The sequence below is a fragment of the Vibrio sinaloensis DSM 21326 genome, assembly GCF_000189275.1.
GTDB lineage: Bacteria > Pseudomonadota > Gammaproteobacteria > Enterobacterales > Vibrionaceae > Vibrio > Vibrio sinaloensis.
This window is the reverse complement of record NZ_AEVT01000080.1, coordinates 19,076-45,291: the sequence shown is the minus strand read 5'-3', so window position 1 is coordinate 45,291 and position 26,216 is coordinate 19,076. Positions and strand designations below refer to the sequence as shown.

26 protein-coding genes and 1 tRNA gene are annotated in these 26,216 nt (G+C 44.6%); 13 read left to right on the top strand and 14 right to left on the bottom strand.

What is annotated here, in order from left to right; all coding sequences use genetic code 11:
* Window positions 1-230: 230 nt before the first annotated feature.
* The 5 genes from RH45_RS14365 to RH45_RS14345 all read right to left on the bottom strand — a co-directional run bounded on the left by RH45_RS14365 (window position 231) and on the right by RH45_RS14345 (window position 4,707).
* Window positions 231-683 carry an NfeD family protein gene (locus RH45_RS14365; RefSeq protein WP_008078327.1) on the bottom strand — a complete coding sequence of 151 codons (453 nt, stop codon included), beginning with the start codon at window positions 681-683 and terminating at the stop codon, window positions 231-233.
* Between the two features lie 8 nt (window positions 684-691).
* Entirely contained in the window at window positions 692-1,618 is a 927-nt protein-coding gene (locus tag RH45_RS14360) for an SPFH domain-containing protein (protein ID WP_008078325.1), read from the bottom strand.
* 140 nt (window positions 1,619-1,758) lie between these two features.
* Complete coding sequence (locus tag RH45_RS14355; RefSeq protein ID WP_008078323.1) at window positions 1,759-2,613, bottom strand: thioredoxin family protein; 855 nt, start codon at window positions 2,611-2,613, stop codon at window positions 1,759-1,761.
* A 309-nt stretch (window positions 2,614-2,922) separates the two neighbouring features.
* Window positions 2,923-3,750, bottom strand: a complete 828-nt coding sequence (locus RH45_RS14350; protein WP_008078322.1) for an SDR family oxidoreductase — start codon at window positions 3,748-3,750, stop codon at window positions 2,923-2,925.
* 42 nt (window positions 3,751-3,792) lie between these two features.
* Window positions 3,793-4,707: a TIGR01777 family oxidoreductase gene (locus RH45_RS14345; RefSeq protein WP_008078320.1), complete on the bottom strand. Its 915-nt coding sequence runs from the start codon at window positions 4,705-4,707 to the stop codon at window positions 3,793-3,795.
* Window positions 4,708-4,930: 223 nt separating this feature from the next.
* Here RH45_RS14345 and RH45_RS14340 point away from each other — a divergent pair, with 223 nt between their 5' ends.
* From RH45_RS14340 to yfcE, 5 genes are read left to right on the top strand one after another with little or no spacing between them, the layout of a single operon-like run.
* On the top strand, window positions 4,931-5,665 hold the full coding sequence (locus RH45_RS14340) for a DUF1538 domain-containing protein (RefSeq protein ID WP_008078317.1): 735 nt from the start codon (window positions 4,931-4,933) through the stop codon (window positions 5,663-5,665).
* Window positions 5,662-6,456 carry a DUF1538 domain-containing protein gene (locus RH45_RS14335; RefSeq protein ID WP_008078315.1) on the top strand — a complete coding sequence of 265 codons (795 nt, stop codon included), beginning with the start codon at window positions 5,662-5,664 and terminating at the stop codon, window positions 6,454-6,456. Before RH45_RS14340 ends, RH45_RS14335 begins: the two co-directional genes overlap by 4 nt.
* Window positions 6,446-6,796 carry a P-II family nitrogen regulator gene (locus RH45_RS14330; RefSeq protein ID WP_008078314.1) on the top strand — a complete coding sequence of 117 codons (351 nt, stop codon included), beginning with the start codon at window positions 6,446-6,448 and terminating at the stop codon, window positions 6,794-6,796. The genes RH45_RS14335 and RH45_RS14330 overlap by 11 nt, the downstream gene beginning before the upstream one ends.
* Window positions 6,793-7,206, top strand: a complete 414-nt coding sequence (locus RH45_RS14325) for a CBS domain-containing protein (RefSeq protein ID WP_008078313.1) — start codon at window positions 6,793-6,795, stop codon at window positions 7,204-7,206. The genes RH45_RS14330 and RH45_RS14325 overlap by 4 nt, the downstream gene beginning before the upstream one ends.
* A 40-nt stretch (window positions 7,207-7,246) precedes the next feature.
* Window positions 7,247-7,798 carry a phosphodiesterase gene (gene yfcE / locus RH45_RS14320; RefSeq protein WP_008078312.1) on the top strand — a complete coding sequence of 184 codons (552 nt, stop codon included), beginning with the start codon at window positions 7,247-7,249 and terminating at the stop codon, window positions 7,796-7,798.
* 28 nt (window positions 7,799-7,826) lie between these two features.
* On the opposite strand, the gene RH45_RS14315 is transcribed toward yfcE, so the two are convergent.
* From RH45_RS14315 to RH45_RS14300, 4 genes are read right to left on the bottom strand one after another with little or no spacing between them, the layout of a single operon-like run.
* Window positions 7,827-8,105: an Rdx family protein gene (locus RH45_RS14315; RefSeq protein ID WP_008078311.1), complete on the bottom strand. Its 279-nt coding sequence runs from the start codon at window positions 8,103-8,105 to the stop codon at window positions 7,827-7,829.
* A gap of 12 nt (window positions 8,106-8,117) precedes the next feature.
* Window positions 8,118-8,873 (bottom strand): sulfite exporter TauE/SafE family protein, encoded by a 756-nt coding sequence (locus tag RH45_RS14310; protein ID WP_039958703.1) that lies wholly within the window; start codon window positions 8,871-8,873, stop codon window positions 8,118-8,120.
* A gap of 43 nt (window positions 8,874-8,916) precedes the next feature.
* Complete coding sequence (locus RH45_RS14305; RefSeq protein ID WP_008078308.1) at window positions 8,917-9,441, bottom strand: regulatory protein ToxS; 525 nt, start codon at window positions 9,439-9,441, stop codon at window positions 8,917-8,919.
* A gap of 11 nt (window positions 9,442-9,452) precedes the next feature.
* Window positions 9,453-10,319, bottom strand: a complete 867-nt coding sequence (locus tag RH45_RS14300) for a winged helix-turn-helix domain-containing protein (RefSeq protein WP_008078306.1) — start codon at window positions 10,317-10,319, stop codon at window positions 9,453-9,455.
* Window positions 10,320-10,581: 262 nt separating this feature from the next.
* Between RH45_RS14300 and htpG the strand changes: the two genes are divergently transcribed.
* From htpG to hemH, 3 genes are all read left to right on the top strand, one after another.
* A complete protein-coding gene (gene htpG, locus RH45_RS14295) occupies window positions 10,582-12,486 on the top strand; it encodes a molecular chaperone HtpG (RefSeq protein WP_008078304.1) in 1,905 nt (634 codons plus the stop codon).
* A 318-nt stretch (window positions 12,487-12,804) separates the two neighbouring features.
* Complete coding sequence (adk, locus tag RH45_RS14290) at window positions 12,805-13,449, top strand: adenylate kinase (RefSeq protein WP_008078302.1); 645 nt, start codon at window positions 12,805-12,807, stop codon at window positions 13,447-13,449.
* 130 nt (window positions 13,450-13,579) lie between these two features.
* Complete coding sequence (gene hemH / locus RH45_RS14285; protein WP_008078288.1) at window positions 13,580-14,536, top strand: ferrochelatase; 957 nt, start codon at window positions 13,580-13,582, stop codon at window positions 14,534-14,536.
* A gap of 68 nt (window positions 14,537-14,604) precedes the next feature.
* On the opposite strand, the gene RH45_RS14280 is transcribed toward hemH, so the two are convergent.
* Together RH45_RS14280 and RH45_RS14275 are read right to left on the bottom strand one after the other, a co-directional pair.
* Window positions 14,605-15,045, bottom strand: a complete 441-nt coding sequence (locus tag RH45_RS14280) for a DUF411 domain-containing protein (RefSeq protein WP_008078286.1) — start codon at window positions 15,043-15,045, stop codon at window positions 14,605-14,607.
* A gap of 12 nt (window positions 15,046-15,057) precedes the next feature.
* On the bottom strand, window positions 15,058-17,748 hold the full coding sequence (locus tag RH45_RS14275; protein ID WP_008078284.1) for a heavy metal translocating P-type ATPase: 2,691 nt from the start codon (window positions 17,746-17,748) through the stop codon (window positions 15,058-15,060).
* 484 nt (window positions 17,749-18,232) lie between these two features.
* On the opposite strand from RH45_RS14275, the gene RH45_RS14270 reads away from it, so the two are divergent.
* From RH45_RS14270 to RH45_RS14250, 5 genes are all read left to right on the top strand, one after another.
* Window positions 18,233-19,297: a porin gene (locus RH45_RS14270; protein WP_008078281.1), complete on the top strand. Its 1,065-nt coding sequence runs from the start codon at window positions 18,233-18,235 to the stop codon at window positions 19,295-19,297.
* Window positions 19,298-19,367: 70 nt separating this feature from the next.
* Window positions 19,368-20,003 (top strand): DUF2057 family protein, encoded by a 636-nt coding sequence (locus tag RH45_RS14265; protein ID WP_008078280.1) that lies wholly within the window; start codon window positions 19,368-19,370, stop codon window positions 20,001-20,003.
* A 101-nt stretch (window positions 20,004-20,104) separates the two neighbouring features.
* The gene (gene gltX, locus RH45_RS14260) at window positions 20,105-21,532 is read left to right on the top strand and encodes a glutamate--tRNA ligase (protein WP_008078278.1); all 1,428 of its coding nucleotides are present in this window, start codon (window positions 20,105-20,107) and stop codon (window positions 21,530-21,532) included.
* 455 nt (window positions 21,533-21,987) lie between these two features.
* The gene (locus tag RH45_RS14255; protein ID WP_008078276.1) at window positions 21,988-22,956 is read left to right on the top strand and encodes an OmpA family protein; all 969 of its coding nucleotides are present in this window, start codon (window positions 21,988-21,990) and stop codon (window positions 22,954-22,956) included.
* A 231-nt stretch (window positions 22,957-23,187) separates the two neighbouring features.
* Window positions 23,188-24,156 (top strand): OmpA family protein, encoded by a 969-nt coding sequence (locus RH45_RS14250; RefSeq protein WP_008078274.1) that lies wholly within the window; start codon window positions 23,188-23,190, stop codon window positions 24,154-24,156.
* A gap of 51 nt (window positions 24,157-24,207) precedes the next feature.
* Here RH45_RS14250 and RH45_RS14245 read toward each other — a convergent pair whose 3' ends face one another.
* The 3 genes from RH45_RS14245 to RH45_RS14235 form a co-directional block, all read right to left on the bottom strand.
* The gene (locus tag RH45_RS14245; protein WP_008078273.1) at window positions 24,208-24,714 is read right to left on the bottom strand and encodes a hypothetical protein; all 507 of its coding nucleotides are present in this window, start codon (window positions 24,712-24,714) and stop codon (window positions 24,208-24,210) included.
* 110 nt (window positions 24,715-24,824) lie between these two features.
* Window positions 24,825-24,901: transfer RNA gene (locus tag RH45_RS14240), tRNA-Arg, on the bottom strand.
* A gap of 40 nt (window positions 24,902-24,941) precedes the next feature.
* Window positions 24,942-26,075, bottom strand: a complete 1,134-nt coding sequence (locus RH45_RS14235; RefSeq protein ID WP_008078272.1) for a flagellar assembly protein FlgT — start codon at window positions 26,073-26,075, stop codon at window positions 24,942-24,944.
* Window positions 26,076-26,216: the final 141 nt, after the last annotated feature.

Below are 26,216 nucleotides of genomic sequence, written 5' to 3'. Positions count from 1 at the left end.
CTTTAATAAATAACTTAAACTTATTGTTGATTGATAATTAATAACCTTATGATCTATTTAGCTGTTAATGAGAGAGCTTGTTACTTTTCTATTATTTAAATCCCGTAAATACGCTTATTTTGGTTAACTTATTTTATGTTGTAACCTTATTAACCATCTGATAATGATAATTAAAATAAAAAGGCGAGGTAAAAACCTCGCCTTTTTTAGTCGTCTTGGCTAACGATGAGCTATATTTTTTCTTCTATAGTTAGAATTATTCCGTCGACTTGAACAATTTTGACCATCACTCCAGCCTTGATTGGCTTATCTGATTGCGCCGTCCAGGTCGTATCGCCCACTTTAATTCGCCCTTTTCCTGCTGGAAAATCTTCTTCCAGCAAAACGTTTTCACCAATCAACTGTTTCTCTTTTTGATTGAGTGCTCTTTGCGAGTCCCCGTGTTTATCGCGGCTAAATTGGCGTCGCCACCAAATCCAGGTCGTGACGAGTGAAAACACGCCAAAGGCGACCCATTGCAATTGCCAACTCATTGGGATAAAGGTGAGCAAAATCCCCACAAGCATTGCCGATAATCCGAGCCACAAAAAATAGCCAGCGGTACCCAGGAGTTCGACAGCAAGTAAAGCTAAACCTAACGCTAGCCAATGCCAGTGATTAATTGACTCGAGAAATTCAAACAAGGCGACCTCTACTTATTCTCAGTTTGAGATTGATGTTTAAACATTTCGGCGATGCCAGCGACTGAGCCCATTAACCCAGTGGCTTCTAGCGGTAGCATTATGATCTTGCCATTTTCTGCCTGACCAATGGATTTAAGCGCCTCTGTATACCCTTGAGCGATGAAGTAATTGACTGCCTGCATGTCACCTTTCGCGATTGCATCGGATACCATAGCCGTCGCTTTTGCTTCCGCTTCTGCGGCACGCTCACGGGCTTCTGCTTGTAATATTGCCGCTTGTTTGTCACCTTCGGCTTTTAAGATTTCTGACTGTTTGTGACCTTCCGCTTTTAAGATTTCAGCTTGGCGTACCCCTTCCGCTTCGAGAATATCAGCACGTTTGTTACGTTCAGCTTTCATTTGCGCATTCATTGCCGCCGTAAGATCGGCTGGTGGTTGAACGTCTTTAATCTCGATTCGAGTGACTTTTACACCCCAAGGGTTGGTTGCATCGTCAACGATAGTTAGAAGTCGACTGTTGATTAAATCACGTTGACTGAGCATTTCATCCAGTTCCATAGAACCCAGTACTGTTCGGATGTTGGTTAAGGTCAGGTTGCGAATTGCATGTTCGAGGTCATTAACTTCATATGCAGCTTTTGGTGCATCGATAACTTGCACGAAACAAACCGCATCGATAGTGACATTAGCGTTATCTTTAGAAATCACCTCTTGCGCAGGGATATCAAGAACACGCTCCATCATGTTGACTTTATGACCAATGCCATCGATAAATGGAATGATCATATTAAGGCCAGGCTTTAGTGTATGAGTGAAGCGGCCAAAACGTTCTACTGTCCAATGGTTTCCTTGAGGAACCGTCTTAATACCCGCAAAAATCAAAGCAATAACGACAAACAGAAAGATGCCGATGGTGATGAGAGAGTCAATAGCCATGTCTATTTCCTTTTATAAATGTCTATGACGATTGTTGCTTATTTGGGCGTGGGTGACAATGGACGAAATGAGAACTATGGCTAAATTTAGACATAATAAAAGCCGGACAAGCCGGCTTTAAGTTTATGATTTAGAACAACCTAATACAGTAAAGAGTAAAGCTGTCTACGGTATTTTGAAGCCGTAGCATTGCCTTGTCCGAGCGCAGAAAGAATGTCCATAAAGTGTTTCTTAAGCTCACCATCTTGAGCGTTAAGGTCAGCGCGTAAAAAACGCCATAAAAGGTCGAGCGCTTCTTCGTCACGGTTTACTTGGTGGTAACTTAGTGCAAGCTCTGCTGCAACTTGGCTGTTGTTTGGGTCTTGTTCTAAAGCTTGTTCAAGCGATTGAATTTCCGGACTATTGGCAGATTGCTCGTGAAGTTCCAACTTAGCGACTAGGCCTTTGTAGTAGTTGTCTTGGAACTGAAGCGGAATATGTTCAAGTAGTTGTTTAGCTTGGCTAAAATCTTGCGTTTCAAGGTAACAGTCAGCAAGGGCAAGCTTAACTTCACCTTGTTGTTGAGTTTCAGTTGGTAAGGATTGCAGTAAAGCTAACGCTTGTGACTGCATTCCTTGTTGAATGAGCTCAAGCGCTTTATTGAGGTTTAGTTCGTCTTCGCTGGGCAGATGTTTGGTCAGCATTGCTTGAATAGCGCTAATATCTTGTGGCCCCCCCATACCATCAACGGCTTGACCATTCATGAATAGAGCGATGGTTGGTAATGCTTGGACACCAAACTGGGATGCGATCATCTGCTCTTGTTCACAGTTGAGTAGGGCTAGCGTGAAAGCACCGTTATATTGCTGGGCGAGAGTCTGGAGTTGTGGAATGATTTGCGCACTTTCTTGGCTCATCGGAGCCCAGAAGTGAATGAGTACTGGGGTTTGTACTGAACCTTCCAGCACTTGGCGGAAGTTCTGTTCATTTAGCTCGACAATAAACGGAGATTGCATCAAAGGAATCCTTGCAAGTAATTATAATCTCAAACATATGGCCGATAACATCGAATATCAAGTAGCTGGGTGTTAGATACTAAAACACCGCACGTGAATGCGGTGTTTTAGCAAATAAATTGCAAGCGAAGGTGTTTATAGAATGATAAACAAAGCTAGCGCAACACCCACACTGAGCCAGTTAAGCTGGTTTAATGTCATGTCTTTTTACCGAATGTAACGCTTTTAATTATGGTCAGAAGTGATTCACTTCAGGATGGATACTAACCTCTAAATGTTACGGTAAAATTACATTGCATTACTTTTTCTTTATGCGGCTCGTCGCAATATTTGGTCTAGCCATCGAGTTGGAAGAAGCCGCTTTAAAACAGCGAACACTTTCGTTGGTTTGGTAATTCGATAGCGTATTTTAGGGGTTGGAGATTCCAAAGCATGGATGACGGGTGCGATACATGATTCAGCTGGCAGCACGAAAGCGTTGTTCGATGATTCTTTATCTAGTCTTTCCAACTGCTGCTGATAGTGCTTTTGATGTCGGCCATGTGAAGGGTCAACCCACTGGATAAATGCTTGCTTGGCATTCGCTCTGAACCGAGTCTCAATGGGGCCTGGTTCAATTAAGCTAATCTGAATGCCAGTGTCCATCAGTTCAAGACGTAAGGTGTCTGTCCAGCCTTCGAGGGCAAATTTCGAAGCGTTGTAGGCGCCACGATATTTCATTGCGGCAAAACCAAGAACGGAGCTGTTTTGAATTATGCGTCCACTGTTGTGCTCTAACATATGAGGCAGGATCTGCTTTACGAGCTCATGCCAACCAAAAAAGTTGGTCTCAAACTGTGTTCTTAGTGCCTCTGTAGGCAAGTCTTCTAACGCTCCGGGCTGTCCATATGCGCCGTTGTTGAAGAGTGCATCTAGCTTACCATTTGTTAGCTCTAACGTCTGAGCGACCGCTGTTGTAATGCTCTGAGTGTCAGTGAGATCAAGCTGGATACAAGTCAGCCCTTCTTGTTGTAGTCGATGAACATCGTTTGGGTGACGACAAGAAGCAATGACATGATAGCCCCTTTTCTGTAAAGCATGAGCACATACGTACCCAATACCTGAAGAGCACCCTGTAATCAGGATCGATTTTGCCATTTGAGTTACTCTGTTTCCTTTTAAGAACAATAGAGTAAAAGATTATTCATGGTGTTGTAATAGATTTTTTAAAGCGGGTTCAATTCGTGAGTAGCTAAAACGGAAACCAAGCTCAGTTAGTTTTTTGGGCTTGGCGCGAATACTGTCGAACAGCAGAACTGAACTTTCTCCCATTGCGAGCTTCAATGCCCATTTTGGGGTGAAAAATAAGTGCGGCCTTTTTAATGACTTGGCTAAAGTTTGGCTAAACTGCTTGTTTGTTACTGGGTGAGGTGCACACATGTTGAACTCTCCATGAGCGTGTTCTGTGTCCAGTAAATAGACAATGGCACGAACCATGTCGAGCATGTGTATCCAAGGCATGTATTGCTTTCCGCTACCGATAGGGCCGCCAAGGCCGCATTTATAAGGGGCTAGCATTTTGTTCAGAGCCCCCCCTTCAGGTGCGAGAACAATTCCGGTTCGCAATATACAAACTCTGGTGGCCTCTGACCTTGCCCGATTAGCGATGTTCTCCCATTTGGCACAAACGTGATGAGGGAAGCTTTCGTGATGGACATGCAAAGCTTCATCGAATGGGTGCTCTTGCTGGTCGCCGTAGTAACCTACTGCTGAGCCACTAATAAAAACCGATGGTGGTGTTGTACTGGCGTGGATCAGGTCAACAATTTTTTCCGTTAATTGCCAGCGACTGTCGCAGATGACCTTCTTTTGTTTTTTGCTCCAACGTTTGTCGGCGATTGGCTCTCCGGCCAAATTAATGACGGCATCAAATTCATTGAGATCATGAAACTGCTCTAAGCTAGAGATATAAGACACGTTACCCATGTCAGCGAAATCGACAACAGCCTTCGCTTGTTGTGGGGAGCGAGTTAGCAACACGACATCATAGGTAGTGAAGTGCTTGAGCAATTCTCTGCCTATGAAACCGGTGCCTCCGGTGAGCAGTATTTTCATTTTAATCTCCTTCCCCTCCTAGCTTCAGACGCAGGAATTTTTTAGCTAATTCTAGTAATTATAGCGAGTTAGGCCAATTTAGGATCAATCACTTTAGAAAGAGTATGATTATCACAAAATTAACATTTTGTTACGTTTATGTTTTTTCTCGCAATACGAGTCACATCAAAGTCTTGTTTCCTTTGTCATCATAATAGCCATAAATGGTTAGCAAGGATGAGAGATGGAAGCAATTACCGCGCTCATGAAAGCGTTTCTAGGAAGTTTAAGGGATTTACTTCCAATTATTGCTGTGATTGCTTTTTTTCAGTTAGTCGTACTGCAAGAGCCGCTACCCAACCTGGTTTCTATTCTGTTCGGTTTACTTTTGGTCGTTTCTGGCCTCACGTTATTCATTTTTGGTCTTGAAATGGGACTCTTTCCTATCGGGGAGTCGATGGCACAGGCATTTGCCAGAAAAGGCAGTGTTGTTTGGTTAATGATATTTGCCTTTTGTTTGGGATTTGGAACGACAGTGGCGGAACCTGCGTTAACTGCTGTGGCTGACGAAGCCGCTGAAGTCGCTGCTGAGGGAGGAATGATCCAGCATAACGAACAAGCGATGGATGATTATGCCAATGGATTACGCTACACCGTTGCACTTTCGGTCGGTTTCGCGATCATGCTCGGCGTACTGCGCATCTTAAAAGGGTGGTCAATTCAGTACATGATTATCGGGGGCTATATTGGCGTTGTAGTGCTGACTATATTTGCACCAGAGAGCATCATTGGAGTTGCTTATGACTCTGGAGGCGTGACGACTTCAACCATCACTGTTCCTTTAGTTACGGCGCTAGGCGTCGGGCTTGCCTCAGCGATTAAAGGCAGAAATCCTATGATTGATGGGTTTGGTTTGATCGCATTTGCTTCCTTGCTACCTATGATGTTTGTCATGATTTACGGGATGGTGATTGCATGATTCAGTTTAGTCACTTCATCGATACCTTCGTTGGCACGGTTAGCGATGTCATTCCCATCATTACCATCATTTTTGGCTTCCAATTCGCGGTATTGCGTAAGCCTGTAACCAATTTGCTTAAAGTGGTTCTTGGCTTTGGCTATGTGATTGTTGGCCTATCTCTATTTCTGATCGGGTTGGAAATGGCACTTTTCCCTTTGGGGGAAACTATGGCTACACAGCTCACGGCCCCCGAGTTCCTTACTCAGTTTAAATTGTCAGACTCAGTAAAAGTGAGTTGGCCAGATTACTACTGGGTGTATGGCTTTGCTTTTTGTATCGGGTTTAGCACCACCATCGCAGAACCTTCCCTTATCGCTGTTGCGATTAAAGCGAATCAGGTCTCTGGTGGCTCAATCAGTGTTAATGGTCTAAGAATTGCCGTGGCTTTAGGGGTGGCGATTGGTATTTCTTTAGGAAGTTATCGTATTGTCGTCGGTGACCCCATTCATTACTACATTATTGCTGGCTACGTTGTGGTTGTGATTCAGACGTTCTATGCGCCGAAAATGATTGTCCCGCTTGCTTACGATTCTGGTGGAGTGACTACGTCGACGGTAACCGTTCCTTTAGTTGCGGCGCTTGGGTTGGGGCTGGCGTCAACGGTACCTGGGCGAAACCCTATGATTGATGGCTTTGGCTTGATCGCTTTTGCCAGCTTGTTTCCGATGATTTCTGTAATGGGCTATGCCCAAATCACTCGTTGGCTCAACCAAAGGTCAGCGAAGGAGGAGAGCGAAAATGCGCTTTAAATTGATACTGGCTTTTGTCGAAGACAGTAAAACCGAACCTGTGCTAGATGCAGCGAGAAATGCCGGAGCAACCGGTGCAACCGTGATCAATAACGCTCGTGGTGAAGGGCTGAACAAAAAGCGGACGTTCTTTGGTTTAACCCTAGAGGTGCAAAAAGACGTGTTGCTGTTTGTTGTTGAAGAGCATTTATCTCGCCATATCTTAGAAACGATCAATGAGGTTGGTGAGTTCGACCAAGAGTCGGGGCAGGGGATCGCGATTCAAATTGATATTGAAGATGCTGTTGGTGTTGCACACCAAGTGGAAGAGTTAACCAAAGTGGTTGAGGATGAACTATGAGTGACCATGAGAAAATCCGTGTCAGAGATGTCATGGCCAGTACTTACGCTATGATTGATGGGCTAAGAACCGTAAGCGAAGGAATCGAAGTTGCCAGAGTGAACAAGGTCAAAGCTTTGGTGGTTAACAAACGGCACCAAGACGATGAATATGGACTGGTGCTAATGAATGATATTGCGAAGAAGGTCTTGGCGAAGAACCGTTCCGCAGAGCGAACGAACATATATGAAATAATGACTAAGCCCGCTTTATCGGTTTCACCAGATATGAATGTCAAATACTGTGCACGTTTATTTGAACGATTTGGTATCAGTCGAGCTCCGGTGATTGAAGATGGGCAAGTGATAGGCATGGTCAGTTACAACAATATCGTGATAAATGGTATGGCACGGATGACGGAGAACAGTTAAATACGTAAAATGGCCTCACTATTTTTGAGGAGATGATGTCGTGAAACTGTTTTTTGCCTCAGACTTGCATGGCTGTTTGCCTGCAACCGAAAAAGTGCTCCAGCATTTTGATAATTCAGGCGCTGAGCACTTAATTATTTTGGGAGACGTACTTAACCACGGTCCGCGTAATCCCATTCCTGACGGATACAATCCGCCAGCTGTTGCTGATAAGCTGAACCAGTATGCCGATAGGATTACCGCTGTGCGTGGAAACTGCGACAGCGAAGTCGACCAAATGTTGTTATCGTTTCCTTTGATGTCGGATTATGCGCTAGTGCTACTGGAGTCTGGGCAACGTTTGTTTCTGACTCATGGTCACTTGTACAACGCGAATAAGCGCCCTGGATTAAAGGTTCGCGATGTGATTGTGCATGGACATACTCATATCCCTGTTGCGTCACTTGATGGTGAACAGTTTGTGTTTAATCCAGGTTCGGTGACTTTTCCTCGCGATGGATATAAAGCCAGCTATGGCTTGTTGGAGCAAGGTGTGTTGAAGGTCGTTAGCTTTGATGGTGACGTGATCGCACAGTGTTCGATCGATGATTAACGAAGAAGGCAGCCAATGGCTGCCTTCTTTATTTACTGTCAGAGTGACCCAAATCCCGCTCTGGGTCGATGACATCGCGCACTCTTTGCTTGAGCACTTTGGCTTCAGGAAAGCCGCCATCTTGTTTTCGTTCCCAAATAAGTTGCCCATTACAGAAGATTTCAAATCGACCACCCGTATCCGGATGCAGTGAAATTGTCTCTATTTCCTCGCTGAAGGTATGAAGTAACTCTTGGCTTAGCCAAGTTGAACGCAGCATCCAGTTGCATTGGCGGCAGTAAAATATGTCGATTTTAGCTTTGTCCATCCTTCCTCCGAACTAAACCAATAGCTTAACCCCGACGGCAAACGTCAGAATTTCAAAACAAATTTTTATCATTTGGTTACTATAACGTGTGGTTAGGTAGGCTCCAAGTCCGCCTCCGACAAAAGAGCCAATCAGTAGAATCGGTAACCAAGGCCAATACACGGGGGCTCCCGCTTGGACAATAGCGACCCCGCCAATACCATTCCAGAATAGTCCGACGCACAATAAGGTTAACGCCACCGCCTGCTTGTAATTGAAACCAAACCAGCGCACGAGGAACATAGTGACCAATAATCCAGAACCTGCCGTCAGTGAACCGTTAATGATGCCAATCGTAATTAGACCGAGGCCTCCAATGATAAAGCCCCAGCGATCTCGGTGCTGTGGAGACTCCGTTTGGCCAAGTTCTTTCTTGAAGCGTGAGTACAGGCCAATCGCCAAAATCATTAAACCCAGCAGCTTCTCAGCAAATTGTTCTGGAATAAGAAGCACAATATTGGCACCGATGACGACGCCGACACTGCCTACAACAACCAGATAAATGGCGATAGGGTAGCTGAAACTTCTTTGCTTAATGTGTGTAAATGCTGCACCTAACCCTAATGCAACGCTTGCGACCTTATGCGTTGCTAAGGCAACCGAAAAAGGCAGGCCAAAGAAAATCAGTAGTGGGAATTGCAACAGCCCAGCACCGCCTCCGGAAAGTGAAGCGAGGGTGTTAGATATAAAGGAGCCAATAAATAGGCCGAGAGAGTTTATCCAGTCCATGGTACACAAATAAAAAAGGGGCATCATGCCCCTTTATGAAAAATTAATTCGAGAACAGCACCGTCGAGCCATGACTTAAGCTGGTGAGCAGCAGTGTTTTTTCATTGACAATATCAATGCGTCGGCTTTGCTGAGCGTCCATTTTGAACAGTTGGGTAATCAATTCAAGCTGCTCCGGAGTGAACTCTTTGCTTTGTGCCGATGAGATGTCTTTGAACTCTGCTGGAGAGACCAGCAAATAGTTATCGCTGATATCCCATTCGCCCGTCTCAGAAATATTAATGACGACGTCATTTTCTTCACGATCTGAATCTTCAGCAAACAAGCGAACAGTAGCGACGCGTATGTACGTTTTGTTTGGTAAGTACTTCACATTTGAAACCACATCGACTTTACGCAGCGGTCCCACAGATTCTTCTTGGAGTGGTGCTGTTATGACAGTAACCATTTTGGATTGCCACTCATTCGAGGTTAGGACTTGTTCGACTTTTAAGTCACTGCCCCAATAGAGCCAGCTACTAAATAGGGCGGAAACAATAAGTAGTCCAGCGGCTAGTTTTTGATTCATTGTCATCGTTCCTATTGGCAAACTCTACCGAGATCTTTTTGTTCGGCAAAAATGCGCAATGTAATGTTTTCGCCGGAGTTGTTTAGTGAATGAATGTAGTTCAACACGAGCTGGTTGTTTTGGCCACCTGTTGCAATCACTTCAACGGGAGCGAGCTCGGCTACGTGAGTCTCATTGTATTTTTTTACACATTGCTCAATCGATGGATACCAACGGGTCAGATCCGGGTGATTCAATGGCGTTTTTACAGGCGTACCATCGTAAACTGCGATTTCACGAAACTTCGATTCAGCAGGGTTAGTGAATAGTAAAACGCATAGAGGAAGAATAATGGCGAGCAATAAGATAATGCGCACAAGCCATTTTTTGCCATCTGTTTCTTTTGGAGAGGCGGTTTGGGAAGCTTTCGCTTGGGTCTCATCGACTGAATTTTCTTCTTCAAGGTGAGGCACTTCTGCAAATGTTTCAACAACCGTATCTGGGGTTTCATCCAAGCTGTCTTCAACGTCACTGACATCGCCACTCATGAGGGGGGTTGTGCGTTCAACATCGGCAATCAACTGATAGCCGCGCTTAGGTACCGTTTTCACATATTGTGGAGATTTTGTGGAATCTTTTAATAACTTACGTAGGGTTGAAATTGCCTGCGTTAAGCTTGAATCATCAACCTCAAAACCTTGTTTACGCCATACAAAATCATGCAGTTCATTACGAGAAACTACTTCGCTGGGTTTTTCACATAACAGAAGTAAGATTCGACTTTCGTTGCTGCCCAAACGGATCAGTTCATCGTCGCACTCTCTATCAATTAGAGCGTTCGTGTTGGGATCGAAAGTAAATCTGTTCGCAAGATTAAACTTAGTACCTATATTGCTCATTAATGTTGGCCGTTTCTATCGATATATCAGTTTGAATTTTTCGCCCAGTTTACGTGGGCTTAGCAGTTAGTGTGACTGTATTTTAGCTTTTTTGATTTTTTCGGGTTACAAGAATAGTCAAATTTACAACAAAAAAACACTGTTTTTATGTCTTTTGACCTTGAATTTACATTTGTCACCCTCATGTTAACTGCAGACTATTTGAGTCGTAACCCCATGGGCTTATATGGGGTTCGTCGAGTTAAAGCGTAATGGAGCGAACATGAGCGAAACAGCTACACACAATAAAGAAACTCGTGGTTTTCAATCTGAAGTAAAGCAGTTACTTCATCTAATGATTCACTCTCTCTATTCCAATAAAGAGATTTTCCTGCGTGAGTTAATTTCTAACGCATCTGACGCCTCAGACAAGCTACGTTTTCAGGCGCTGTCTAACCCAGACCTTTATCAAGGTGATGCTGAACTTGGCGTAAAACTGTCTTTTAACGAAGAAGCGAATACGCTGACAATCTCTGACAACGGTATTGGTATGAGCCGTGACGATGTGATTGAGCACCTTGGTACGATTGCGAAATCGGGTACTGCGGAATTTTTCTCTAAATTGTCAGAAGACCAATCGAAAGATTCGCAACTTATCGGTCAGTTCGGCGTTGGTTTTTACTCAGCGTTCATTGTTGCTGATGCGGTAACCGTACGCACGCGAGCTGCAGGTTTATCGCCTGAAGATGCCGTTCAGTGGCACTCTGCAGGTGAAGGTGAATACACCATTGAAACCATTACTAAGTCATCACGTGGTACGGACATCATCCTGCACATGCGCGACGAAGGGAAAGAGTTTCTCAATGAGTGGCGTCTACGTGAAGTAATCAGTAAGTACTCTGATCACATTGGCATTCCGGTTGCGATTCAAACGGCTGAACGCGATGACGAAGGTAAAGAAACGGGCGAGAAGAAATGGGAGCAAATCAACAAAGCTCAAGCACTGTGGACTCGCAACAAATCTGATATCACTGAAGAAGAGTATCAGGAATTCTATAAACACGTTTCGCACGATTTTGCCGATCCACTGGTGTGGAGCCACAACCGAGTAGAAGGCAAAAACGACTACACCAGCTTGCTATATATTCCTTCTCAAGCGCCTTGGGATATGATGAATCGCGATCATAAATCAGGTCTTAAGCTGTACGTACAGCGCGTATTTATCATGGATGACGCTGAGCAATTCATGCCATCTTACCTACGATTTGTTCGCGGCTTAATTGATTCCAATGATCTACCGCTGAACGTTTCTCGTGAAATCCTTCAAGACAACAAAGTGACTCAGTCGCTGCGCAACGCATGTACTAAGCGTGTACTTACTATGCTTGAGCGCATGGCGAAAAACGATGAAGAGAAGTATCAAACGTTCTGGAAGCAGTTTGGTCTCGTTATGAAAGAAGGTCCTGCTGAGGACATGAGTAATAAAGAGAAAATTGCTGGCTTGCTTCGCTTTGCTTCTACGGAAGTGGATTCAGCTGATCAAACAGTGGGACTGGCCTCTTACGTTGAGCGCATGAAAGAAGGCCAAGATAAGATCTATTACCTCACGGCTGACAGTTACGCAGCTGCGAAAAACAGCCCACACCTAGAGCAATTTAAAGCGAAGGGGATTGAAGTTGTTCTAATGTACGATCGTATCGATGAGTATGTGATGAACTACTTAACAGAGTTTGATGGTAAGCAGTTCCAGTCAATCACCAAAGCGGGTTTAGACCTGAGCAAGTTTGAAGACGAAGCAGAAAAAGAAAAGCAGAAGGAAACGGAAGAAGAGTTTAAGTCTGTGGTTGAACGTACTAAGGAGTACTTGGGCGATCGCGTTAAAGAGGTTCGTACTACGTTCAAGCTTGCATCTACTCCTGCGGTTGTTGTCACGGATGATTTTGAGATGGGTACGCAGATGGCCAAACTTCTTGAAGCGGCAGGCCAAGCGGCTCCTGAAGTGAAATACATCTTCGAAATAAACCCTGAGCACGCTCTGGTTAAACAAATGGCTGACGAAGCGGATGAAGAAGCTTTTGGCCGTTGGGTCGAAGTTCTGTTGGGTCAGGCTATGTTAGCGGAACGTGGTTCTATGGAAGACCCTTCTCAGTTCCTTGGCGCAATCAATACGCTTTTGACTAAGGGCTAATAGCCAAATAACTTGCAAAAAGCTCGCATCTTGCGGGCTTTTTGATTTATTTGCGTTAATCGTGAATAAAACCGCGCGAAGTTACAGGCTAGTGTGAGTGTTTAAGCATTCTTTAGTCGTAAATGGCGCTTTGGTTTGAAATTGTATGTTAGAATGCAATCTTGAAACCAAACGAGCAGGCGTGTAATGTGCACGCCTGTTTTATTGTTAACTGTAAGAACAGTTATACCGAAACTTACCGTGAGCTAAGCACGTGAGAGACAATCACATCCATAGTGAGCTTCGGTATAAATCATCATTATCTTAAGAGGATTCAACATGCGCATCATTCTTCTAGGTGCTCCAGGTGCAGGTAAAGGCACACAAGCTAATTTCATCATGGAAAAATACGGTGTTCCGCAAATCTCTACTGGTGACATGCTACGTGCTGCTATCAAAGCCGGTACAGAACTTGGCAAACAAGCTAAAGCTGTTATCGACGCTGGTCAGCTAGTTTCTGATGAAATCATCCTTGGCCTAATTAAAGAGCGCATTGCTCAAGATGACTGCGAAAAAGGTTTCCTACTAGACGGTTTCCCTCGCACAATTCCACAAGCTGATGGCTTGAAAGAAATGGGCGTAGCAGTAGATTACGTTATTGAGTTTGACGTAGCTGATGACGTGATCGTTGAGCGTATGGCTGGTCGTCGTGCGCACCTTCCTTCTGGTCGTACTTACCACGTTGTTTACAACCCACCAAAAGTGGAAGGTAAAGATGACGTAACAGGTGAAGACTTAGTGGTACGCGATGACGACAAAGAAGAAACAGTACGTGCTCGTCTTGGTGTTTACCATGAGCAAACTGCACCGCTTATCTCTTACTACGGTAAAGAAGCTGAAGCTGGTAACACTAAGTACCTTAAGTTTGACGGTACTAAGCAAGTTGCTGAAGTTAGTGCTGATATCGAGAAAGCGCTAGCATAAATAGCTAACAGCGAATTTTGAAAATTTGTTATAGTGAAGGCGACCCAATTAGGGTCGCTTTTTTTTGCTTATAGGTTGATCTATAACGATCTTCTCTACGTAAAGTTTCATTTTAGTGCGATAGGCGGTTATGCAAAATAAGAATAAACAAGGTGTCCTTTTAGTCAACTTAGGCACACCAGATGAAGCAACAGCACCAGCGGTAAAAAAGTTTCTAAGCCAATTTCTCCATGATCAGCGTGTGGTCGATATGACTCGCTGGTTATGGTGTCCGATTTTGCATGGTGTGATTTTGCCTATTCGCTCACCTAAAGTCGCTAAGCTTTACCAAACCGTTTGGATGGAAGACGGTTCCCCTTTGATGGTGTATTCAAAGCGACAAGCAAAAAAGCTACAGCAAGCGACTGATATGCCTGTTGAGCTAGGTATGACTTATGGAGCCCCGAGCCTTCAGAGCGGTATTGAAGCGTTAATTTCTCAAGGTGTTGAAGAGGTAATCGTTCTGCCTTTGTATCCACAGTACTCAGGGACGACCACTGCAGCAGTTTCGGATGGATTGGCAAAAGCCTTTAAGAAAATCCCCGTTATACCAGCGTATCGTTTTGTGCGCGATTATCATGAGCACCCTTTGTACATCAAAGCTCTCGCTGAGAGTGTCCGTCGCTCTTGGGATAAAAATGGACGCGGTGATTACCTTCTATGTTCTTACCACGGTATACCTAAGCGTTACGCTGATAACGGTGATATTTATCCGCAGCACTGTGAGCGTACCACTGAGCTACTTGGAAAGGAGCTGGGCTTAAGCTCTGAGCAAATTGGCATGACTTACCAATCGCGATTTGGTCGTGAAGAGTGGCTTCAGCCCTATACTGACAAAACGCTCGAGCAACTGCCGAGTAGGGGCGTGAAAAAGCTCGATATCATTGCTCCCGCTTTTTCATCTGACTGTTTAGAAACACTCGAAGAAATTTCAGAGCAATGCTGTGAGATCTTTGAAGAGCATGGTGGTGAGTCGTTTACTTACATTCCTTGCTTGAATGACGACGACCAGCATATCGAAATGATGGTTAATTTAATCAAGGATTAGCCTTAGCCAATAGATACTGTTTGTAAGCCAGAAACACAAAGCCCAGCATTAGTGCTGGGCTTTGTCCATTAGTTACCTTGGTAATGACGATATTCAAATACTTGGCCTTTCTCGTTAAAGGCATACACCGAATACTCATCCTTTTTGTCACCATATTCCATGCCAGGTGAGCCCATCGGCATTCCAGGAACGGCTAAGCCTTTCGCATTTTTAGGAGGGTTTTCTAAGAAGGCTTTTACGTCTTCTGCTGGAATGTGTCCTTCAAAGACGTAACCGTCAATTTGAGCGGTGTGGCATGAAGCGAGCTCTGGAGTCACGCCAAGTTTTTGTTTAATTGGGTTCATGTCTTGATGTAACTTCTCTTCAACATTAAAGCCAGCATCTTGCATGTGTTTTGTCCACTCAGTACAACAACCGCAATAAGGCGATTTATGATTGATCACGTCTGTGGCCAGCGCTTGGGTTGATAACAGAGTAAGTGTTGTCAAAGTAAGCAGTTTAATATTCATAGTAACCTCAAGTTAGCGAGTTGTCGGTTTAAACAGTCTGAGTCTATTGGCATTGCTGACGACAGTTATGGACGATAGTGCCATTGCCGCGCCTGCGATGACCGGGCTCAATAGGAATCCAAATGCTGGGTACAACACTCCAGCGGCGATAGGTATACCTAAGGAGTTGTAGATAAAGGCTCCGAATAGGTTTTGTTTCATGTTCTTGACTGTCGCTTTAGAGAGCTCAATGGCGTTAACTACCGCGAATGGTGACGAGTTAAGAATTGTCATTTGAGCACTTTCAATGGCGACATCACTACCACTCCCCATTGCGATACCAATATCGGCAAGCGCCAAAGCTGGGGCATCGTTGACGCCGTCACCTATCATAGCAACACGTTTACCGCGTGCTTGTAAATCGGCAATGTGTTTGGCTTTCTCATCCGGTAAGACTTGCGATATTACTTGTTTGATATTGAGAGACTCTGCAATGGCATTGGCAACATATAGGTTGTCTCCCGTTAACATAACTGCGTTGATATTCATTGCTGTTAGCCGCTCTATCGCTTGCTTTGCATCTGGTTTGATCGGATCTGAGATAGCAATCAGCCCATAGACTTGCTGGTTAAGAGAAACGATGACTGGAGTCCATGCATTGCTATTACATTGTTCAATAGCGTGTAGCAAAGATGAGAGATCCCACTCTTGTTGTTCGGCATGAGCCAGAGAAACAACGCAGAGCTCTTGTTGTTTGTAGCGCGCATACACCCCCTTGCCACGTTGGTTACTAAAGTCAGTGACCGCTAACAGTGGTAAGCTTTGCTTCGCCGCTTCTTGAACAATGGCTTTTGCCAAAGGATGTTCAGACAGATTTTCAATGCTTGCCGCTAGGGTAAGTAGTTGCTCACTATCGTTATTCACGGCAAACGTTTTTCGCACAACCGGTTTCCCTTGCGTCAAGGTTCCTGTTTTATCGAATACAACAGTGTCGACGTGACTTGTGGACTGAAGAACGTCAGCATCTTTTATTAAGATCCCCATTTCCGCAGCTTTTCCGACTCCAACCGTAATAGACAGTGGTGTGGCGAGCCCAAGGGCACACGGACAAGCGATGATCAGCACGGTGGTAGCCACCACCAACATATAACTTGCTTTAGGCTCAGGGCCGACCATAAACCACACTGCAGCTGCGAAAATGGCGATAGCCACCACAACAGGTACAAAAACAGCGGAAATTTGATCGGCAAGTTTAGCGATAGCAGGCTTGCTACTTTGCGCCTCTCTAACCATAGAGATGATGCGGGAAAGCATGGTTGAACTGCCAACATCTGTCGCCTCAAGTATTAAGGTTCCGTCTTGATTGAGGGTTCCGGCGGACAACTTGTCATCGCGTTGCTTATAAGCAGGTAGCGGCTCACCAGTTAACATAGATTCATCAACATAAGACTCACCCGATAGAACAGCCCCATCAACAGGAAGTTTTTCACCTGGCTTTATCCGCAATCGCATCCCTTGGGTAATACTTGCAATGGCAATTGTTTGATCGCCACTTTCAGTGATGACTGTGGCTTCGTTTGCTTGCAAGCCAATTAAAGCCTGCAAAGAACGAGTTGTTTTGGCTTTTGCCTTTGCCTCTATATAGTGACCGAGTGAGATCAGGCCGATGATCATTGCACTGGCTTCAAAATAGACGTGTCTGGAAGCGGCTGGAAACCAAGTGGGGAACAAGACCACTAACATCGAAAACAACCATGCGGCACCAGTACCGAGAGCAACTAGGCTATCCATGGTTGCTCTTTTGTGAGTAAGTGCTTGCCACGCATTGGTAAAGAAATGACGGCCAGCAGTAGCCAGTAGCCACAGGCAAATTACGCCGACAACGCCCCATGCAAGTTGATCGAATGCACTGTTGATCATCATGTTACCACCGGCCACTCCCCACAACATAAGTGGTCCGCCAACCAACATGCCCGCCCACGCGCTTTTCTTATAGTAAGACTGGAGTTCGGCTTGTTGCTGTGCTTGCTTTTCCTGCTGAGTTTCTGGCTGATCAATGATTTCTGCATGATAGCCTGCAGATTGAATCGCGCCAGTTAAACGCTGGGTAAAGTCATCGTCTTGACTTTGGCTGACCACCATCGCACTTTGTTCTGCAAGATTTACCTGAGCTTTTGTTACGCCATTTACACTGAACAGCGCTTTTTCGACTGACGAGACACAACTCGCACATGTCATACCATTAATCAGTAAATGAGTCGTGTACTGAGGCGCATCCGTATTCGGGCAGGAGCTAGCGGTTGGTTGGCTTTGTTTGAGCGGGGGGGCAGATTGGACAGGTTGCTCTAAGTGGGAGGAGTATCCGACTTCGCTGATGATCGTTTGAAGCTCGTCAATACTGAGTGCCGTTTCTATGTTTAGGGTTTCTTTGGTGAGTTCAAACTGGCCAACAAGATGCTCTTGCTCTAACCTGCTGCTAAGCTTGGTTACGCATTTACCACAAGATAAACCAGATAAAAAAAGCTGATACTGATAGCCAGCTTGATAGTTTAGATTGTTGATCGTCTCTGAAATCTCTTGATAAGAGCTGTCTGTCTCAATTTGCACATGAGTGGGAGACAGATCCGTGATCACCGCTTGATGTTGCTCGAGCAGTGCTTTTTCTACTTTTCTTGCGCATCCCATGCAGCTTAGTCCCGTTAACGGGATATTGAACGTCAACATAATTGCACCTCAAAAATACTCATTGCACAACAGCATAAACCTTACCTCAAGGGGAAGGTCAAGCGTGCTAGTACAGAATCAAAAACGTCAAAATAGACACATTTAGTCAACGTAGCCGTGATTTTTATTGCGAGGCAATTCAAAGATATTTTTCCTAGTTTCTAAAGTTCCGTAAATCATTCAAAAACTGATGTGATCAGGCTTGCGAAATTGCCATCATATTAAGGTGTGTGTGGCTGATAAATCTAAATTGACGATTTTTCAGTAAGGAATTTCTAGTTTAATTTATTGTTATAAAAGGATTTATCTTTATTTTCCTTTCTTGATTTTGAACTAAGTCAGACATTTCTTAGCTTGATTTCTTGGCGCGAAAAAAGTTTGCCACCATCTCCCCGTCCATAAATAGTCCCCCTGCAAATCAATCGCTTAGAGAGAGATGCAGGGGACTTGGAAATTAAAATTCTAATATATAGGGGTTAATCTTATGTCTCATTTCAAAAAGACTCTTCTTGGCGCCGCAATAGCAGCAAGCACCATGGCCGTGGGCACTGCAAATGCGTATATGATTGGTGATCCAAACGATGCCAACGTAGAAGTGTATGGTGTGGTTTCTATTTCTGCCGTTGATTACAACGCGTCTGTGGTTGAAGGTGATCCGGATGCAAAAGATGTCGGCTGGGCACTTGAGAACGAAACTCGCGTAGGTTTTCGCGCCGCGAAAGTGATGACTGATAGTGTAACAGCGTTCGCTCAAGTTGAGTCAGGTTGGGTACTGGATAGTGGTGCAACACTGGGTAACCGTGACACGTTTGTCGGTTTCCGTGGCGATGATTGGGGACAAGTTCGCTTTGGTCGAATGTTAACTCCATTGTACGAATTGGTTGACTGGCCATACTCAGCATCTAACTTAGGTCGTACTTTTGACCGCGGTTGGCAAGCTGGCGAGCGCTTCCATTTTGACCGTAAGAGCCAAATGGGCCGTTATGACTCACCAATGTTCGGTGACATGGTCAAATTTAGCCTTGCTGGTGGTAACGGTAGCACGAACTCTACTGACTCAAACTTTTATGGTGGTTCCGTTTCGATCACTCCGGTTGATATGCTGACGCTACACGCCGCTTTTGAAATGGCAGAAGGGACCGAATTTGATACATCATTAGTTGGCGATACCGACGTTTACTTCGCAGGCTTTGAACTCCGTCCACTGGATAACTTTAACATTCTGGGTGCATACAAGTCAGGTTCGTTCGATGCAGACTCGAGCTCTGCTGGTGCATACAAAGAACGTGAAATCGATGCTTATTCAATCCAAGCAAACTACTACATGGGCGATATGAATGTGCGCGTTGGTTACGCTGACCAATCTGGTAAAGAAGATGGTAGTAGCACAGATAAGCTGGACTCAACCTCAATATCTGGCGAGCTGGGTTACTCATTTAACTCGGTTTACACCTTCTTGAGATTGACGCAGCAGAGTTCTACTGAATCTAATGGTACAGTGTATGACGACGATCTGATGATTCGAGTTGGTACGGAATGGGTATTCTAACTCTGATGGTTTAATAATAAGGCGGATAGTGTATCCGCCTTTGGTGTTTTAAGTGTAAGAGGTTTAAGCGATGAAAAAAGCGCTAGCACTACTTGGCGGACTGGTCGCCTTTAATGTATCTGCTCAAGTAACAATTTTGACTGACAGTCGAGTTGAGGTTTTAGCCGTAAATCAAGCGATTAATGAGGTGCCTAAGCAAGGCAAAGGGGATTTAAAAATAGCCAATGGTGACAACCAGTTGTTACTACGAGTGACTGCTTTGATCGATAAAAATGGGGGTAAGGAGCGCTTCACCTCAGTTCCTATTGTGGCTAAGTTTACCGCTAATGATCAGAGCTTGTTATTTGAAACGCCTTTTGCAATCCGTGATGAGCGTGGTGTGACTAAGTTTGAGAAGTCTCCGAGCATTAAAGTGACCAGCAATGGCCAAGATGTTGAGATTATGACCGACCTAATTTACGACCAGAGCTTTTCCTTGATCAAAGATTATGACGCAATGCTTCAAGGGTATAATCAAGCTGGCGGTAAAGCAGCGATTGCAACCGCTTCTGTGACTAAAAAAACGACTGGGGCTAAAGTGATTAGTCAGCCACAACTTCAAGCAGAAGGTATGACGAAAACTGCCCTGCAAAGCGATTTCCTTTCAATGACACCGGACCAGCGTCAGGAGTTTATCTCTTGGGCAGTAAAACATATCAACGATTGATTGTAGATTTGCATATCGGTGCTAAAATAACGCGCAATTTTGGCACTGTCCTGAAGTAAAAGAGGGAAGTGCAGTCATTTAGACAATCAAGGTATTTATACATGACGGTTAAAACTCGTTTTGCTCCTAGCCCAACAGGCTACCTTCACGTTGGTGGTGCGCGTACTGCACTCTACTCATGGCTTTACGCTAAAGCTCAAGGCGGTGAATTCGTTCTGCGTATTGAAGACACCGACTTAGAACGCAACTCTCAGGAAGCGGTAGATGCGATTCTGGAAGGTATGCAATGGATGGGGCTAGAGTGGGATGAAGGTCCTTACTTCCAATCAAAGCGTTTTGATCGTTACAACGAAATGGTAGATAAGCTGCTTGCTGAAGATAAAGCATACAAGTGTTATGCATCTAAAGAGTTGCTTGAAGAAATTCGAGCAGAGCAAGAAGCGGCGAAAGAAATGCCACGTTACGACGCGAACCACCCTAAAGTGGTTGCTGCCAATGCTGCAGCACAAGAAGGTGACGCGTTTGTAGTTCGCTTCCGTAACCCGAAAGAAGGCAGTGTGGTCTTTGAAGATCAAATTCGTGGTCGTATTGAAATCGCTAACAGCCAACTGGATGACCTTATTATTCGTCGAACCGACGGCGCGCCAACGTACAACTTCGTTGTCGTAGTCGATGACTGGGATATGGGCATCACGCACGTTGTTCGTGGTGAAGACCACATCAATAACACGCCTCGTCAAATCAACATCTACGAAGCATTGGGTGCACCAGTACCGACGTTTGCACACTGTGCAATGATCTTAGGTGACGACGGTGCGAAACTTTCGAAGCGCCACGGTGCGGTATCTGTTATGCAGTACCGTGATGAAGGTTACTTACCCAATGCATTGAACAATTACCTAGTGCGTCTTGGTTGGTCTCACGGCGATCAAGAGATCTTCTCTCAACAAGAGATGATCGACCTGTTCTCTTTGAATGCCGTTTCTAAGTCAGCGTCAGCGTTTAACACTGAGAAGCTGCTTTGGTTGAACAACCACTACATTAAGACTTCTGAGCCTGAGTACGTAGCAGAATACCTACAGTGGCACCTAGACAACCAAAACTTAAGCATTGAAAACGGTCCAGCAATCACTGAAGTGATCAAGCTGGTGGGTGAACGTTGCAACACCTTGGTCGAACTTGCTGAGCAGATCCGCTACTTCTATGAAGATTTCTCTGAGTTTGAAGCAGGCGCAGCTAAGAAGCATCTACGCGGGGTTGCTAAAGGTCCGTTAGAGCTTGCTCTTGCAAAAGTAGAAGCACTAGAAGAGTGGACAACAGCAAATATTAAAGACGGTGTTATTGCTGCTGTTTGTGAAGAGCTAGAAATCGGCATGGGCAAAATCGGTATGCCACTGCGCGTTGCGGTTACTGGTGGTGGTCAATCACCTTCAGTGGATGCGGTAATGGAGCTTATCGGCCAAGAGCGTTGTATCGCGCGCATGAAGATGGCTCTTGCTTTTATTGCTGAACGAGAAGCTAACGCTTAAAGTGAACTAATGGAAAAAACCGCAGTCTGAAGGCTGCGGTTTTTTTTTGCTTTATATAATAAGCATGAATCATTGGTATCTTTTGTAGGATTGGCTGTACATATTTATGTCTCATATGTGAGAATGTTCCGGTTAACTGCTAAATTGTTGATTTTATTCTGCTATTGCTCATCCCCTAACAAACCCTTGGTGTGACTGATGTCACGCTTTTTGCTGATGTTTTGCTGAAACTCCCCTGACAATATGTTGACATATCCCCCCTTTTATCGCTTTGGAAAATGTTTATAGTGCCTCTCGTCGGTTACACGAGCTCCTGCTTAGTAACCAGTTTGAACAGGGACAACTCACAATTGGAAGTGCATTAGGGTGCTCTGTCGCCATGCGAGTTTATTAAAGCTCGAATGGCGATGAGCACCTAGAGTAACTCTAACGACAACGATTTTGAGGAATCATCAATGAAAAAATTAGCAGCGGTAATTTCAGCATCTCTTCTTCTTGCTTCAGCACCATCAATGGCAGAATTCTACGTAGGTGGTAAAGCAGGTAAATCTTGGTTAGATGACGCATGTACTTCTACTACAGTTGACTGCGACACTGAATCTTCAACTTTAGGTGCATTTGCTGGTTACGAAATGTGGGACTTCCTATCTATTGAAGCTGGTTACGATTACCTAGGTCGCTTCGATGGCGAAGGTCTAGACAACGACAAAGTAGAAGCTTACACACTTGCGCCTAAGCTAAACCTACCAATTACAGATGCAATCTCTCTATACGGTAAGTTCGGTGGCGCATTCGTCAACTACGGTAGCGAAGAAGATTACTCTTACCTAGGTGCTGCAGGTGTGGAATTCGATTCAAACGAAAACATTGCTGTTCGTCTTGAATACCAAACGCTAACAGACATCAACAACGACCTAGTTCGTGCAAAAGGTGACAGCGCGACTCTAGCTTTCGTCTACAAATTCGGTAGCCACGAAGAAGCAGTAGAAGAGCCAGTCGTTGAAGAAATGGTTGAAGAAGTCGTTGAAGCGCCAGCTGAGCCAGTTGTTGTAACAAAAACATTTGAAACTCAACAACTAGGTACAGGCAGCTTCAAGCTAAACAGCACTGAGCTAAACCCAGAAAGTGCTTCTCAACTTGATAAGCTAGTAGATTTCCTAAACACGTACCCACAAGCAACGGTTGAAGTGATTGGTTACACTGATACATCAGGTGCTGCTTCGTACAACCAAATGATTTCTGAGAAACGCGCTCAATCTGTAGCTGCTGCACTAGAAGCTAAAGGTGTTGACGCTTCACGTATCTCTGCAAAAGGTGAAGGCGAGAACGATCCTATTGCTTCAAATGCTACTCGCGAAGGTCGTGAAATGAACCGTCGTGTAGAAGTTATTGTTCCAGCATTTGAGTACCAAGTGCAGCAATAATATAAACTCTCGACAACGTCAGTTATCAAAGCCTCAACTTCGGTTGGGGCTTTGTCTTATTTTTGAGAAGTAAAACCGAAACTTTGCTTATTATTTTTTTTAACGCTGTCAGATTTGTACTAACTTAGTTATAGGGTTAATCTTACACGCAGTTCATACTGTAACTAATTGTTGTAGTTTGGCTTATAAATTGTGCTGGTGGTATTTGGCATATCAATAAAGGAAATAATAATGAAAAAGTTAGCAGCGGTAATTTCAACAACTCTCCTAGTAGCATCGGCGTCGGCGAATGCTCAGTTCTATTTAGGTGCGAAAGCGGGTGTGTCTTGGTTAAATAACCTATGTACATCTTCTTCAAGCTCTTGTGATGAAGATTCATGGGCGCTAGGTTCTTTCCTAGGTTATGAAGCCGATGATTTTGTTGCGATCGAGTTTGGCTTAGATACACTTGGTAAAACAACAGGTGCTGGCTATGAAGATGCGGGCTTTTCTGCTTACACTCTAGCGCCACGTTTGTCATTCCCAATGAACGAAGATCTAGACTTGTTTGTTAAAGCAGGTGCTTCTTACGTTCAATATGGCGACAAAGATGATGAAACGCTATTCGGTGCTTTAGGTTTAAACTACAACCTATTTGCAAACATTGATCTACAAGCTGAATACCAGCACTTCAACAATATCGACATTGATACGACTCGTTTCCATGCAAACTCATTCACGCTAGGTTTCCGTACTAAATTCGGTGGTAGCGATGAGCCAACACCAGAGCCAGTTCAAGAAGAGCTAGTTGAAGAGACAGTAGTTGAAGAAGTCGTGGTTGTAACGCCTGTAATCAAGACATTCGAGACTAAAGTTGTTGATTCTGGTAGCTTTGCACTGAACAGCACTGAGCTAAAACCTGAAAGCAAGCAAATCCTAAACGAGTTAGTGGTATTTATGAATGAATACCCACAAGCAAACGTTGAGGTAGTTGGCTACACGGATACATCTGGCGCAGCGGCATACAACCAGAAGCTTTCTGAGAAGCGTGCTCAGTCAGTATCTGATGCTCTACAAGCAGAAGGTATCGATGCTTCACGCATTACTGTTCGTGGTGAAGGTGAAAATAACCCAATCGCCTCTAACGAAACTAAAGAAGGTCGCGTACAAAACCGTCGTGTAGAAATTACAGTACCTGCATTCGAGTACGAAGCAAAATAATTGCTGACCCAGTTTAATGTGAAAAAGCCTTGGTATTTGACCAAGGCTTTTTTATTTCAAGTCGATACTGTTAAGCCGCCCCATAAACTCCAATATTTCTAGGTTTTCCTTATTCGCATCTAGCAGCGCTTTTTTGGTTTTGCTGTATGCCGCTAAGCGACCATGTTTTTTTATTGAACACACGACGCTGCGGTAAATCAGCTTGCCGTTTTCATCATAGTTTCGCCAAGCCGCAATGTAGCACTCGTCTTTCGCGTCGGGATGCTCTTTGGTTGGCCTAGGTTTAAAAATGATCTTAGGTTCGACGGAGTGAGGAAGCCGGGTCATCAAATAAGGGTCTTTGAGAATTCGTCGCCAAAACTTGCCCCACATTTCTGAGCCTAATTGGTTACGTAGTTTGATCGCCTTCTGCAGGCCTTTTTTTTCACCAATACGAATATAGCCTACGGAGCGATGTAGGACTTTATCATCGGGAGTGTGTATGTGAATTTTAAACGCTGTCTTTGCTTTAGATATAAAGCGATGACCAGTGTTTGTCGTCAAATTACTCTTTTTCATTGGACGTTATCGATAACTTTATTAATAGTTATTTTAGATGAAACATCCAAGATGGTGAAGCAGGAAAAGAAAAAGGCAGGAAGGGGGATCACCTTTCTGCCTCGATTAAATGGCGCTCCCGACAGGATTCGAACCTGTGACCTATCCCTTAGGAGGGGATCGCGCTATCCAGCTGTGCCACGGGAGCTAAGTTATTGCAAGAGATTATCCCGCATCAACACATTGATTTAAAGTATCTTATGCATGACATCACCGATCTGGATACTGCTCGCCATTTCTGATTGATCGACAGTTAGCTCTGCTTCATTTTCGTAAACGCGAGAGACCGTTAACGTAATATTGGTTTCTGACACTTTATTGCGCGGTAAGCCTCGTTGATCGATAAAGGAGCCAGTATGCCAGAGTTGCAGTTTGTCTCCTGCTTCGACGCCATGCACGCGGCCGAGATCCATCGTGATAGTATTGCCCCATTTAGCAACAACCTCAGGCAGAGTGATCTTACAAGAAACCTCTGACTCCAAATCAAGCATAATATTGCGGCTTATACGTAGCATCATGTCGCCGTAGGTTGACGCCCAGAAACGTGCGCTTTTGGTATCGACTTGGCTGGTTTTAGGAAAAGGCCAGCGAGCCACTTCACGGTAGTTTCGGTTATATACCTCGTTGCCTGTTTTGCCGTCAAAAACGGTCATCTCAAGGGCAAATTGGCGGTTTATGACGTCATCGCGCAGTAAATTTTGCTCAATAGTTGCCGTTAGATCTGAGATCTTGCCTCCGATAATGTACTGGGCTCCGGTATCTTCTGCGATCATCTTCAGGCGCTCCGGAAAGCGTTTGTTAATCTCGTAATCGGTTGTGCCAACAGACACAAAGTTAGCGGATTCTTGGTCTAGTTGACGATTGATCACATTAGCAAAGTCATCACCGATGCTGTAGATCTGTCCCATAACCGCTTGTTGTGGAGACTCAACATCGATATTGCCGACCAGGAAGGTTTTCTTGTATTGATCAACGTGGCAACCTGTTGCCGATGGGTAAATATCGATGCGCGCTTTTACTGCCATCACGCCACGGCGAACAATTTGCTCGTCCACCAAGATATAGCGAACCTCACTGTTACTGAACTGGTACTCTTTACGGTCACTTTCTAGTAAGGGGCGCAGATTGGAAATACTGCCTATGTCGGCACCAGAAAACCTTACCGCCTTATACAGCGCATCCTCCAGCGCGTGGATTCGTGCCACTTCTTCGGATGAAACTACCGTAGCGCTACCGGTCACTTCATACCAACCTGCTAGTGCCTTATGGCTTAAGAGGCTGATATAGAGGGCTGTTATAAATAGTGGCAGTATTCTTTTCATATCCGTTTACCAAGTTGGTTCGTTTTTTGCTTGTTAATCTTTAGCTAATTTTGGTGGTGCTTTCTAAATGGTTGCACAGTTAGAAAAGCAAAGAGCGTTCCACTTTTAGGAGAGAGCTAAAGATTGCGAACGTTTGAGCCT